We start from the raw sequence: 13,104 nt of genomic DNA on the forward strand, positions 1-13,104 counted from the left end.
ACAGCTGCTTAGGCTGCAGCCAGTGCCTCATCGGCAATCAGGGTGACTTGGTTACGCCCATTTGCCTTGGCTGTATACAGGGCTTGGTCAGCGCGATTCAAAAAGCTTTCGGCCGTTTCGCCTGGTTGATAGGCAGTCAGCCCCAGCGAAATTGTGACATTCGAAATCAGTTTGCTGGTGACATTGTTTTTAATGCTGATATTGGCGACATGCTGGCGGATACTTTCAGCGACTTCCCTGGCGGTATCCAGCGACGTATGAGGTAGCAGCATTACAAATTCTTCGCCACCATAGCGCGCTGAGGTATACAGGTCACCTGAAACGGTTTTCATGATTCTGGCGACCGCTTGAATCACTTTATCGCCGAATAAATGACCGTAACTGTCGTTCACGCGTTTGAAGAAATCTATATCACCAATGATCAGGCAGGTATCTACATAAGGTGTGGTTGATTCAAGTGTTTTTTTCAAGGCAACATCGAAGCCTCTGCGATTCATCAAGCCCGTCAGGCCATCTGAAATCGCTTCTTGCCTAGCTTTTACGATTTCGTTTTTTAAACTGGCAATTTCGTGCAGGCTGGTTTCCAGATGCTGCTGCAACGTATGCATAGATTGCTGAATATTGGCGGTCTGGGATAATAAATCGCCCATATGGCGCGATACTTCTCCATCCAGTTGCTGGAGTTCGCCCGACCATGCATCCAGGGTTTTGCGGAATTGCGTGGTGTCTTGACCCGCTTTCTCAGTGGTGGAGCTGATATCCGACACCATATTATTAAACCGATCAACGATATTCTGTGCGCTGTCGGCATCCAGGCTGGCGATATGTTTGTTAAATAACTGGGCGGTACTTTTTTCGTTGAGTTTTTTCTCTTTTTCAATAAGCGTGTTTACTTCATCAATCAGGTGCGCATGCTCGCCGGACGAATATTCGTACCAGACAGCGTAACTGACGGGATGGAATGCAGTATCCTGCATAGACATATGCTGGATGGCCTGTCGCAGATACTCTGCACTTTTTTCTTTACTGATTTCGTATTGCATCGTGCCTCTTAAGCGATGGTAAAATTCACCGCAAATTATTTTTGTCATGGCTATCTATTAACCATCTAATGGTGTTAACGGATGCCCGTAGGATTTTTTAAGAGCGCCAAATGATAATTTTTATAAATTATTTTTATGATTAAGTAAGTTTCTGAATTCGCATTTCTTTCCGAATGATGTCCATGAATAAAAATGATCTGATACAACTGGTGACTCTCAAAATGCCTTATGGAAAATACAAAGATCGCCTGATTGCCGATTTGCCCGGACACTACCTCAACTGGTTCGCGAGAGAAGGTTTTCCTAAGGGGGAGTTGGGACGGTTATTGCAGTTGATGCAAGAGATTGATCACAACGGATTAAAGGACTTGCTGTTGCCTTTGCGTCACTTTTCCGGAGAAAACCAGGGCGGAGCAAAGTATGATTAACTTTTGCCGGTTGGGGCTGGGCATGCTTTTTTTTTCGATGCTCGCATCTGCACAGGAACCATGGCAATCGACCGAATATTTGCAGCAGGCGTTTACAGAGATTGCCTTGCACAATGAATACACGCCTGGTGAACAACCGGTACGCAAATGGATGCAACCCGTCAAAGTATGGCTGGAGCATCATACAGACCAGCAGGAACAGCATGCGCTGCTGACCAAATACCATTTTCAGCATCTAGCCAAAATCACCGGTCATTCCATCAGTTTTGCCAGATCCCGCCAGGAAGCCAATTTTATTGTGGTGTTTTCGCACTTGCAGCTTTGGCGTAATGATATTGCTTTGGTTAGCGGTAATTTATTAATTAAGCCTCCTGATGACGCGGCCTGCATGTTTGGACTGGGTCTCGATGCAAAGAATGCGATCACAAAAGCCTGGGTGGTGATTCCGGTTGATTTTGCGCAGGAACACCGGCAATTACTGTCCTGTATAGTTGAAGAAACCACGCAGGCGATGGGACTGCCTAGCGATTCTGACAAAGTATTCCCTTCTATATTTAATGACCACACCCCTGAATCGTTATTGACCGGCCTGGATGCCTTGTTGTTGAAAATGCTTTATCAGCCAGCGATCAAACCCGGCATGCGTGCAGCCCAGGTTAAACCTGTACTGGCAAACATTTTGCAAAAATGGCAGGCGGATGGCACAGTTCTGGATGCCGAGAAAAATGTCAGGCAATCTGAGCTATATGAAATGATGGGCTTTTAAAGCCGGTCTAGCCGTGAACCATTCCTGCAAATGCGCACCAAATAGGCTAAAATGCTTAACCATTCAGGATTACCTTTGAGTTTTTCCATGCACGAATTTCCCCTGCAAGAATTTAGCCGTCGCCGTCAGCAATTGATGTCCACTATGCAGGCAGGGATTGCCATTATTCCTACTGCTCCGGAGGTAACGCGTAACCGCGACAGCCATTATCCCTATCGCTTTGACAGCTACTTTTATTACCTGACCGGGTTTAAAGAGCCTGAAGCCGTCTTGGTTTTGGTCGCAGGCTCAGAAAATAAAAGCATTCTGTTTTGTCGCGATAGGGATATTGAGCGCGAAATCTGGGACGGTTTCCGTCATGGTCCCGCAGCAGCGCGCGCTGAGTTTGGTTTTGATGAAGCCTACTCGATTACTCAGCTGGATGAATTATTGCCAAAACTGATGGCCAATCAGTTGGCACTCTTTTACAGCCTGGGCACAGATGCCGGTTGGGATACTAAAATCACTGGCTGGTTGAATACAGTTCGTGCGCAAACACGCAGCGGGATACAGGCGCCAGCCACAGTGGTTGATGTGCGTCAACATATTGATAACTTGCGCCTGGTTAAATCCCCCTGGGAAATCGACCTGATGCGGCATTCGGCAGAGATTGCCGCCAGCGCCCATAATCGGGCTGTCCGTGTGACAAAACCAGGGAAATGGGAATATGAACTGGAAGCCGAATTCTTGCATGAGTTTTATAGGCAGGGTGCTCAGGCGCCAGCGTATACCAGCATTGTTGCCGGGGGTGCCAACGCATGTACCCTGCATTACAACGCCAATAATGCAGAATTGAAAGACGGAGATTTACTCTTGATAGATGCAGGTTGCGAGCTGGATGGCTATGCTTCAGATATCACACGGACTTTCCCTGTCAATGGCCGCTTCAGCTCGCCACAAAAGGATTTATATGAACTGGTGCTGGCTGCGCAGACAGCTGCGATCGCCAGTGTCAGTTCACAGCATCACTGGAATGCACCGCATGAAGCCGCACTTAATGTGCTTGTAGATGGCTTTATTCATTATGGGCTATGTCAGGGGACCCGTGATGAAGTGCTGGAAAACGGTAGCTATCGCCAGTTTTACATGCACAGAACCGGCCACTGGCTGGGGCTGGATGTGCATGATGCCGGCGAATACAAAACTCCGGCCGGCGATTGGGTGATGTTACAGGCCGGGAATGTGCTGACCGTTGAACCAGGCTGTTATGTGCGCCCGGCAGATAATGTACCGGCGCATTTCTGGAATATTGGAATTCGCATTGAAGATGACGTCTTGGTAACAGAGAGCGGCCGTGAAGTGATTACTTCTGCCGCGATTAAATCAGTTGCTGATATTGAAGCGTTAATGCGAGGCTAATGACATGAACAGCTACAGAAGGCAGCAAGGTTGAAGCAAACTCTGACACATCCGGTGGTAGTTGGCGGCGGTCCGGTAGGCTTGGTGCTGGCGTTATCGTTGCAACAGTCCGGTGTGCCGGTGACTGTGCTGGAGGCACAGCCACCTGGCGCCATGTATGGCGATGGCCGTGCGCTGGCGTTGTCATCCGGAACGCGACAAGTGCTGGAACAACTCGGCGTCTGGAACGCTCTGGAGTCAAAAGTGACTGCGATTGACACTATCCATGTGTCGCAACAAAAAGGCTTTGGCCGCGCCTTGCTTAAAGCGGGCGAACATCAATTGCCAGCACTTGGTTATGTCGTTTCTTATGGCTCGCTGATGCAGGCATTGGATGCTCGCATCGCTGAATCTTCTTCTGGCCTGGAGATTCAATATCAGGTGCCGGTGCAAAACCTGCATGTGGATGCAAACGCCGCTGAAATCACCTTTCAAACGGCTGGTGCTACCGATACACAAAGCACTGATGTGATTGCCACTCCGCTGGCAATTATCGCCGATGGCGGGCGCAGTCTTGAATCGATTCCCGGCCTGGTCAGGGAAACCAAACACTATGGCCATGATGCTCTGGTCGGACTGGTACAGACTGAGCTGCCACACCGCAATATTGCTTATGAAAGATTTACCCCGTTCGGCCCGATGGCACTGCTGCCGAATGGTGAGCATTTTTCCCTGGTCTGGACCGGTGAACAAACATATATCGACCAGATTGCCGCACTAGACGATGCCGCTTTTTTGCATGCTTTACATCAGGCATTTGGTGATCGCGTAGGCAAGTTTTTGCATATCGGTAAACGTGGCAGATTTCCACTCAAATTAAGTAAGCTGGAACAGACTTTTCCTGCACATTGCGTGGTGATCGGCAATGCAGCACAAACTATGCACCCGGTGGCCGGGCAGGGGTTCAATGTCGGCATTCGAGATGCGATGGCTTTGGCCAAAAATATTGTTGCAAACTCGGTTGCTGAGTGGGGCGGCGCGCACAGGTTGGCTGAATATCATCAGTCACGCGCCCGCGATACCGGCCGTGGGTTGATATTTACAGACTTTCTGGTGAATGTGTTTTCCAATGACCTTATAGGCGTCGGTTTGTTGCGTGGTGCGGGTTTGGGTGCGCTCAGCATGCTGCCGTTTGCACGCCGGTTGCTAGTGAATAAAATGAGTTATGGTAGTTAGTAAACCCCTAATCACTAGCAAAACCATACTCAATAGTGATGTGGTTATTGTCGGCGCCGGGTTGGTAGGCCTGACTGCGGCTATTGCTTTATCCAGGCTGGGTAAACATGTCGTATTGACTGACGCGCAAGCTTTACCCGCATTTTCCCTTGGCTGGATTGAAGATACCGCACACTGGGATGCGCGCATTTATGCCTTAACCAATGAGACTGTGCATTGGTTAACAGAAATCGGCGTCTGGCAGCATGTTCCAACCAATCGGGTAAATGCCATGACTGCGATGCATTTGTGGTCACCCACCGATATGCATTCCAAACCAAGTCTGAGTCTGGATGCCGCAGATGCGCATTTGACACAAATGGGTTTTATTGTCGAAAGCCAGGCCTTGGTATATGCGTGCTGGCAGGTATTGGCCAGCACTGACGTGACCATCATCACCGACGCCCCGGCTCAAGCACTGCAACATGCTGGTCATAAAGTACAGTTAACGTTGCCGCAGCATGAAATTGAAGCACAATTGCTGCTAGGCGCTGATGGCGGTAGTTCATGGGTACGTGAGCAGTGTAGCGTTAGTGTCACTACCGTGGATTTTGAACAAACAGCGCTGGTGACGAATTACATCGCGGAAAAACCGCATGGCAATATTGCCCGGCAATGGTTTGGCGAACACGAAACATTGGCACTGTTGCCACTGCCGCAGCAACAAGTGTCATTGGTGTGGGCCTTGTCTCAAGACCAGGCTAGCGTAAAACAGAATTTGTCGCCAGAAGCATTGGCAGCCGAAGTGGAGCAGCGCTGCGGATATGCGTTAGGCAAGCTGACACCAGCTGGCGCAGTACTAGGGTTTCCACTGGTCCAGAAAACAGCAGAGACAATGGCATTGCCTTCCGTATTGCTGTTGGGGGATGCCGCACATCAGGTGCACCCAATGGCCGGGCAAGGTGTCAATCTGGGATTCCAGGATGTGCAGGCGTTGTGCCGCGAATTAGGTCATTTGCCAGCCTTGCGTCCGCTGGGGGATGCAAGTTTTTTGCGTCATGTCATGCGAACCCGGCAATTGGATATCCTGAAAATGCATACCCTGACACGCGGCCTGGATAAATTGTTTTCGCGCCCTGAGCCCGCATGGACACATGCGGCTATCCTGGGCTTACGCGGGGTTGAAAACAGTGCTATGCTAAAACGTTTTTTAATTCGCACAGCCACGCAAGGCTAAGTACTGTGCAAGCTTGAGAAAGAGTGATTGATGAAAAAAAGTATTTGGAGTTCTGCAACTCGCTGGGTCAGTTTGTCAGTGTTGCTAAGTGTTGGTTTGTTAGGCGCAGTGACCAGTGTTGCAGATGAAGCTTCTGTTAAAAAAGCCATTGAAGCGGCTTACCCGAAAATCAAAGTCGATAGTGTCACTAAAACCAACTACGCCGGTTTGTACGAAATTTTCATGGGTGGTCAGATTATTTATACCGATGAAAAATTTAGTTTCCTGATTGCCGAAGGCCGCCTGGTTGATCCTAAAACTAAAAAAGACATCACCGGCGATCGCCTGGATGAACTCACTAAAATTGACTTCAATAGTCTGCCACTGGACCAGGCAATTAAAGTTGTTAAGGGTAACGGCAGTCGCAAGCTGGTCGTGTTTTCAGATGTGGATTGCCCGTTCTGCAAGCGCCTGGAACAGAATGAATTGACCAAGATCAATGATGTGACTATCTATACTTTCTTGTATCCGATTGAGCAATTACACCCTGATGCCGCTAACAAATCGCGCAGTATTTGGTGCGCCAGCAATCGTGTAAAAGCCTGGCAGGAATGGATTTTCAATAACAAATTGCCATTGTCTACCGCTAAATGTGAAGTGCCGCTGGAAAAAGTCGGTGAACTTGCCCACAAGATTGGGGTAAACAGTACGCCGACCATGTTCTTTGAAAACGGCAAGCGTATGCTTGGCGCACAGCCTTCTGACGAAATTGAAAAAGCGTTGCAGACAGCGAAAAAATAGTGCTTCAGTGTTAATAAACAAAAAGGCCGGAATTTCCGGCCTTTTTGTTTTAGTGACTTTTAATCAAAGTCGTTTGAGTAATGAAAGTTTCCAGCGCGAATTAACCACCGCCGCTAACGACTTTGCCCATTTTGAAGATAGGCATATACATTGCCACTACCAGGCCGCCAATTAACACGCCCAGCACCACCATAATCACCGGTTCCATCAGGCTGGAGATTGCTGCGACGGCATCATCCACTTCACCCTCATAAAAGTCAGCCACTTTGGTCAGCATCGAATCCAGTGAGCCCGATTCCTCACCAATCGCTGTCATCTGGATCACCATATTCGGGAACACATTGGCATTTTGCATGGAGACGGTGAGGCTGGTACCGGTACTTACTTCACTCTGTATTTTTTTCGTGGCGTCATAATAGACTTTATTTCCTGATGCACCAGCCACTGAATCCAGCGCTTCCACCAACGGTACGCCGGCAGCAAACATGGTGGATAGCGTCCGGGCAAAGCGGGCGATAGTGGCTTTACGAATCAATTCGCCAAAGATCGGTAAGCGTAGCAATAACCTGTCCATAGACGCCTGCAATTTTTCCGAACGTTTCCAGGTGTACAGGAAAAACCAAATACCAAAACCTAGCGTGCCGAAAATGGCCCACCACCATTTCACAAAGAAATCGGAAAGATTGATAACTACGACTGTGGGCCCTGGAAGATCGGCGCCAAAACTGCTGAAAAGATCCTTAAAAGCCGGGACTACAAAGATCATAATCACAGCAGTAATGACAAACGCCACCACAATAATCGACACCGGGTATACCAGCGCGGATTTGATTTTGCTTTTAATCGCCTGAATTTTTTCTTTATATGTTGCCAGCCGGTCCAGCAAGGCATCCAGAATACCGGCTTGTTCACCGGCCGCGACCAGGTTGCAAAACAGGTTGTCAAAATACAAAGGATACTTGCGGAAGCCTGCACTCAGGCTGCTACCGGTTTCGACATCGGCCTTGATATCCGCCAGCAACTTTGAAACGGCCGGGTTATGATGACCTTTGCCGACAATATCAAATGCCTGCAATAGTGGCACACCCGCTTTCATCATGGTCGCCAGTTGGCGCGTGAATAAGGTAATGTCTTTATCCGTGACCTTGCCTTTAATCCTTAAGGAGCTTTGCTTTTTGACCTTGGTGACTGCAATGCCCTGGCGGCGCAGGGTGGCGTTGACAACGGCTTCGCCATTGGCACGCATTTCACCTTTGACGACCTTGCCTTTACGGTCTTTGCCTTCCCACAGGAAAACGGATTGTTTTACATTTGCAGTTGCCATAATTTTCTATCTAATGACTCATTGATTGTGCATTATTCATTGGTAACAGCTTCAACTTCCTCAATAGAAGTCAGGCCTTGTTTTACTTTAAGCAAACCTGACTCCCGCAAGTCTTTGACGCCTTCGCGTTTAGCCTGGGCGGCAATATCCATGGCATTGCCGCTAGCCATGATAATCCGTGCCATTTCTTCGCTGACCGGCATCACCTGATAAATACCGACGCGGCCTTTGTAGCCATTGTTGCAATGTTCACAGCCACCTTCTTTGGCATCATATAACTGCCAACTGCCATCCAGGTCCACTTCCTTAAAACCTACGCTAAGCAGCGCTTCTTTGGGCACATCGAGCGGTACCTTGCAATGCTTGCATAAGCGTCTTGCAAGACGTTGTGCTGTAATTAACGTCACCGCCGAGGCAATATTGAAGGGCGCGACACCCATATTCACTAATCGGGACAATGTTGTCGGCGCATCATTGGTATGTAGTGTTGACAAAACCATATGGCCGGTCGAGGCAGCTTTGATCGCCATGTCAGCGGTTTCCAGGTCACGGATCTCACCAATCATGATGATGTCGGGGTCTTGCCGCAGAAACGATTTCAGCGCTGCAGCAAACGTCAGGCCCTGTTTATCATTGACGTTTACCTGGTTAATGCCTGCCAGCGGGATTTCTGCAGGGTCTTCAGCCGTAGAAATATTTACGCCTGGGTCATTAAGCAGGTTCAAACAGGTATATAGCGAAACCGTTTTACCCGACCCGGTTGGGCCTGTTACTAGTACCAAGCCGTAAGGTCGTTGAACAGCTTTTAGCAATGCTTCTTTTTGCTCAGGCTCGTATCCCAATGCTTCAATGCCAAGTGTGGCGCTAGTCGGGTCCAGAATCCTCATCACAATTTTTTCGCCATAAATGAGTGGCAAAGTGCTGACGCGGAAATCGATTGAGCGGGTTTTAGATAGCAGCAACTTCATGCGGCCATCTTGCGGAATTCTTTTTTCAGAAATATCCAGGTTGGAGATAACTTTAATGCGCGAAGCAAGTTTGTCCTTGATTGCCAGGGGCGGCTGCGCCATATCCCTGAGCACGCCGTCAATGCGGAAACGGATGCGGTAGAACTTTTCGTAGGGCTCGAAATGCAAGTCAGATGCACCCATATTGATTGCATCCATCAGTATTTTTTGCAGGAATTTTACGACAGGCGCATCGTCCACTTCCTGCGCGAGTTCAGTTTCCTGTTCTGTTGCGGTATCTTCGAGGCCCAGATCAAAGTCATCACCACCGACACTAAGTGAAGCCATGCTGGTGTCTTTGGACTCTACGATCTTGTCTATCCATTTTCCGAGTTTGTCATCTTCCACAACCAGCGGGGACAATGTCGCACCCATCTGAAACTGAATGGTATCCAGTGCATGGAGGTTGGTCGGGTCGGAGACCGCAATATAGGCAATGTTGTTTTTTTGTTGCAGTAACAACACGCGTTGAGACTGCATGAGTTTGATATCGATGGACTTGTCAGGTAACGAATCCTGATCTAGTGCGTCCAGATCAAAAAATGGAAATCCAAAGGCGTCGGAAGCTGCTTGCGCAATATGGCGCGATGAAATTTTTTTCTGGGCGATGATCGCCGCCACAAAACTGATCTTTTGCGTATGGGCTTTTTCCTGCAGCACACCCGCCTCATCTTCGCTAATAAGCGCAGATTGCACCAAAGTACGTGCCATGCCACCAAGTTTATGCGTACTGCCAAGCGTTGCCATAAAGTAATACCAGGGCTCGAGTTAATCCGGTTAATGTATTGAAACAACAATACTTTTTACGTGAGTATACGGGAAATGGCTTTTATTCAAATCAAGGAAAAGACGCACACTCGTGCAGCATTTATACAAATTTTAACCAGATTTACGTCAATTCGTTAAAAGATGAAAAATTACACTTGACATTTAAATAATGCTGAATGTATAAAGCCCTTAAGGCGTTTGCGTTCAGGTTTTTTGTAGCCGTCTTTAAGTAAAGCAAAGCTTGTTTATTGCGACTTAAGTACTTGAGACAAACTTTTGGGGCGCCTCCCTGCATAAGTAAAAAAGTAAGGAAGTAAAATGGCAACAGGTACCGTGAAGTGGTTTAACGATTCTAAGGGTTTTGGATTCATTACTCCTGATGATGGCGGTGACGATTTGTTCGCGCACTTTTCCGCAATCGTTGAGTCTGGTTACAAAAGCTTAAAAGAAGGCCAGCGTGTCAGCTTTGATCTGACAGAAGGCCCTAAAGGCAAGCAAGCAAGCAATATCCAAAAAGCATAAAGATTGTTTAGGGGCACCAAATGCAAACGGCTCACACATTGGTGAGCCGTTTTTTGTTTCGCCGTTTTTAATGGCTGTGCTTTAGCGATTTTCGCTAAGTAGCCTACATGTTTTTGATGATTTCATCACCAAATTCAGCCGTGCTGACCTGGGTCGCACTTTCCATCTGGCTGGAGAAGTCTCCGGTCACGCGTTTGCTGGCAATCGCTTTGCCTACCCCGTTAAGCACAAGGTCTGCGGCTTCAATCCAGCCCATATGACGCAGCATCATTTCTGCTGATAGAATCAATGAACTCGGGTTGGCCAGGTTTTTACCGGCGATTTTTGGCGCAGTCCCATGCGTCGCTTCAAACATAGCAATGGTATCGCTCAGATTGGCGCCTGGCGCAATCCCAATGCCACCGACCTGGGCAGCCAATGCATCGCTGATGTAATCGCCATTCAGGTTTAGCGCGGCAACCACATCATAATCTTCCGGATGCAACAGGATCTCCTGCAGGAATGCATCAGCGATACAGTCTTTAATCACGATGCCGTTAGGCAGTTTGCACCATGGACCGCCATCAATCAGTTCCGCACCAAACTCTTCTTTGGCCAGCTGGTAACCCCAATCACGGAAGCCACCTTCGGTGAACTTCATGATATTGCCTTTGTGGGTAATAGTCACCGATTTGCGTTTGTTATCAATCGCATATTGAATGGCTTTGCGTATCAGGCGCTTACTGCCATCGATAGAAACTGGCTTGATACCGATCGCAGAAGCTTCAGGGAAGCGGATTTTTTTACGCACGCCCATGTCACTCAAGAAGTTAATGACTTTCTTCACTTCCTCTGTGCCGGCTGCCCATTCGATACCCGCATAAATATCTTCAGTATTTTCGCGGAAAATCACCATGTCGGTTTTTTCAGGATGTTTTACCGGACTAGGTACGCCATCAAAATATTGAATCGGACGCAGGCAAACGTATAAATCCAGTTCCTGGCGCAACGTGACGTTCAGCGAGCGGATACCGCCACCGACCGGCGTAGTCAATGGGCCTTTGATTGAAATGACATAGTCTTTCAGCACTGCCATGGTCTCATCAGATAACCAGTTATCTTTACCATACACGGTCGTCGACTTTTCACCGGCGTATACTTCCATCCATGAAATCTTGCGTTTACCGCCATACGCTTTTTCAACAGCAGCATCGACTACTTTTATCATCGGCGGCGTAATGTCTATGCCAATGCCATCGCCTTCGATAAAAGGGATAATAGGTTGGTCTGGGACATTTAGGGTATTATCGGCATTAACGATGATTTTGCTGCCAGTTGCTGGCACATTGATTTTTGACATAGTGCTTTCCATGTTGTTACTGTTTAACAAACCTTTTAACGTCGTCTGCCAGTTTACTCCTCATGAGAAACATGCGACGCTTAAAGACTATATTCCGATTCCCAACGTATATGCGGCCGGGCGGCTGGATACCGATTCTGAAGGATTGCTTATTTTAACCGATGACGGTGCTTTGCAACATCGTTTAAGCCATCCCAAATACAAAGAAGTTAAAACCTATTGGGCTCAGGTAGAAGGTGCTGCTACAGAAGCAGATTTGATGCCATTGCAGCAAGGTGTTGATTTAGGTGATTTTGTAACTCGGCCAGCACAAGTGCGTATCATCGATGAACCTGCCCATTTGTGGCAGCGAAACCCGCCCATCCGTGAAAGAAAAGCCATCCCCACTACCTGGCTGGAGCTGAAAATCAGCGAAGGTAAAAACCGCCAGGTGCGCAGAATGACGGCCCATATAGGCTTCCCGACCTTGCGACTGGTGCGTTATGCAATCGGGCCTTACAATCTGGACGGAATCTTGCTTGGTAAATACAAAACACTTTAGTTAATGCAAATGACAGTTTCAAGCAAAGGAAGCGAAAAGGTTAGTATGAAACCGGTAGTTGTTTTCAGGCACGCCTGCTGCGAAGGTGCAGGTTATTTAGGCACTTTTTTAGCGCAACATGCTATTCCATGGTGCGAAGTGCGGATTGATAAGGGTGAAGCTGTTCCTTCCTCACTCGACGCTTATAGCGGCATTGTGCTAATGGGCGGACCTATGAGTGTCAATGATGATTTGCCGTGGATTCCTCCGTTGTTGAGTCTGATCCGTCATGCGGTGGATCAGGATGTACCCTTGTTAGGCCATTGCCTTGGCGGCCAGTTGATCAGTAAAGCCCTGGGCGGTACCGTGAGCAAAAACCCGGTGAAAGAAATTGGCTGGGGACAAGTCTCTGTGCTAGATAACCAGCTAGCGAAAGAATGGTTTGGCGATCTGCCAGCCTTTAATAGTTTTCACTGGCATGGCGAAACGTTTACCGTTCCTGAGGGCGCAACCCATGTGCTAGCCAGCCCATATTGCGAAAATCAGGCATACGCCTTTGGAAAACATATCGGATTTCAATGCCACATTGAAATGATGCCGGAAATGGTCAGGATGTGGACGGATAAATGGAAGGCAGACATTGCCGAGGCCTCATCTAGCCCAGCCGTGCAATCTGCAGAGGTGATGCTGGCTGACGTGGATGCTGGTTGCGAAACATTACACACAGTTGCTGATAAAGTATATAGCCGCTGGATCCAGGGCTTGGTGCACAATTAAA

The 13,104-nt window shown here is 48.2% G+C and carries 13 protein-coding genes; 9 read left to right on the plus strand and 4 right to left on the minus strand.

Annotated elements, in window-relative coordinates:
* Positions 1–8: 8 nt before the first annotated feature.
* Positions 9–1,043 carry a GGDEF domain-containing protein gene (locus tag ASG24_RS10025; RefSeq protein WP_055870913.1) on the minus strand — a complete coding sequence of 345 codons (1,035 nt, stop codon included), beginning with the start codon at positions 1,041–1,043 and terminating at the stop codon, positions 9–11.
* A gap of 182 nt (positions 1,044–1,225) precedes the next feature.
* Here ASG24_RS10025 and ASG24_RS10030 point away from each other — a divergent pair, with 182 nt between their 5' ends.
* From ASG24_RS10030 to ASG24_RS10055, 6 genes are all read left to right on the plus strand, one after another.
* Positions 1,226–1,471 carry a DUF3820 family protein gene (locus ASG24_RS10030; protein ID WP_055829661.1) on the plus strand — a complete coding sequence of 82 codons (246 nt, stop codon included), beginning with the start codon at positions 1,226–1,228 and terminating at the stop codon, positions 1,469–1,471.
* Positions 1,472–1,493: 22 nt separating this feature from the next.
* The gene (locus ASG24_RS10035) at positions 1,494–2,237 is read left to right on the plus strand and encodes a DUF2927 domain-containing protein (protein WP_235559729.1); all 744 of its coding nucleotides are present in this window, start codon (positions 1,494–1,496) and stop codon (positions 2,235–2,237) included.
* An 87-nt stretch (positions 2,238–2,324) separates the two neighbouring features.
* Positions 2,325–3,635: an aminopeptidase P N-terminal domain-containing protein gene (locus ASG24_RS10040; RefSeq protein ID WP_055870915.1), complete on the plus strand. Its 1,311-nt coding sequence runs from the start codon at positions 2,325–2,327 to the stop codon at positions 3,633–3,635.
* A 30-nt stretch (positions 3,636–3,665) separates the two neighbouring features.
* The gene (locus ASG24_RS10045; RefSeq protein WP_055870923.1) at positions 3,666–4,850 is read left to right on the plus strand and encodes an FAD-dependent monooxygenase; all 1,185 of its coding nucleotides are present in this window, start codon (positions 3,666–3,668) and stop codon (positions 4,848–4,850) included.
* Positions 4,840–6,066 (plus strand): FAD-dependent monooxygenase, encoded by a 1,227-nt coding sequence (locus tag ASG24_RS10050; protein WP_055870925.1) that lies wholly within the window; start codon positions 4,840–4,842, stop codon positions 6,064–6,066. The genes ASG24_RS10045 and ASG24_RS10050 overlap by 11 nt, the downstream gene beginning before the upstream one ends.
* A gap of 30 nt (positions 6,067–6,096) precedes the next feature.
* Positions 6,097–6,846, plus strand: a complete 750-nt coding sequence (locus tag ASG24_RS10055; protein WP_055870928.1) for a DsbC family protein — start codon at positions 6,097–6,099, stop codon at positions 6,844–6,846.
* Between the two features lie 100 nt (positions 6,847–6,946).
* On the opposite strand, the gene ASG24_RS10060 is transcribed toward ASG24_RS10055, so the two are convergent.
* Both ASG24_RS10060 and pilB read right to left on the minus strand, forming a co-directional pair.
* The gene (locus ASG24_RS10060; RefSeq protein ID WP_055870931.1) at positions 6,947–8,170 is read right to left on the minus strand and encodes a type II secretion system F family protein; all 1,224 of its coding nucleotides are present in this window, start codon (positions 8,168–8,170) and stop codon (positions 6,947–6,949) included.
* 32 nt (positions 8,171–8,202) lie between these two features.
* A complete protein-coding gene (pilB, locus tag ASG24_RS10065) occupies positions 8,203–9,924 on the minus strand; it encodes a type IV-A pilus assembly ATPase PilB (RefSeq protein ID WP_055870935.1) in 1,722 nt (573 codons plus the stop codon).
* Positions 9,925–10,263: 339 nt separating this feature from the next.
* Here pilB and ASG24_RS10070 point away from each other — a divergent pair, with 339 nt between their 5' ends.
* Positions 10,264–10,467: a cold-shock protein gene (locus ASG24_RS10070; protein ID WP_015831543.1), complete on the plus strand. Its 204-nt coding sequence runs from the start codon at positions 10,264–10,266 to the stop codon at positions 10,465–10,467.
* A gap of 103 nt (positions 10,468–10,570) precedes the next feature.
* Here the strand turns inward: ASG24_RS10070 and icd are convergent, their stop codons facing one another.
* Positions 10,571–11,806 (minus strand): NADP-dependent isocitrate dehydrogenase, encoded by a 1,236-nt coding sequence (gene icd / locus ASG24_RS10075; protein ID WP_369814178.1) that lies wholly within the window; start codon positions 11,804–11,806, stop codon positions 10,571–10,573.
* A gap of 10 nt (positions 11,807–11,816) precedes the next feature.
* Here icd and ASG24_RS10080 point away from each other — a divergent pair, with 10 nt between their 5' ends.
* Positions 11,817–12,347: an rRNA large subunit pseudouridine synthase E gene (locus tag ASG24_RS10080; RefSeq protein ID WP_055870941.1), complete on the plus strand. Its 531-nt coding sequence runs from the start codon at positions 11,817–11,819 to the stop codon at positions 12,345–12,347.
* 45 nt (positions 12,348–12,392) lie between these two features.
* A complete protein-coding gene (locus ASG24_RS10085; RefSeq protein WP_055829639.1) occupies positions 12,393–13,103 on the plus strand; it encodes a type 1 glutamine amidotransferase in 711 nt (236 codons plus the stop codon).
* The last annotated feature ends 1 nt before the right edge of the window (position 13,104 follow it).

The sequence above is a fragment of the Methylophilus sp. Leaf414 genome (genome assembly GCF_001425425.1).
GTDB lineage: Bacteria > Pseudomonadota > Gammaproteobacteria > Burkholderiales > Methylophilaceae > Methylophilus.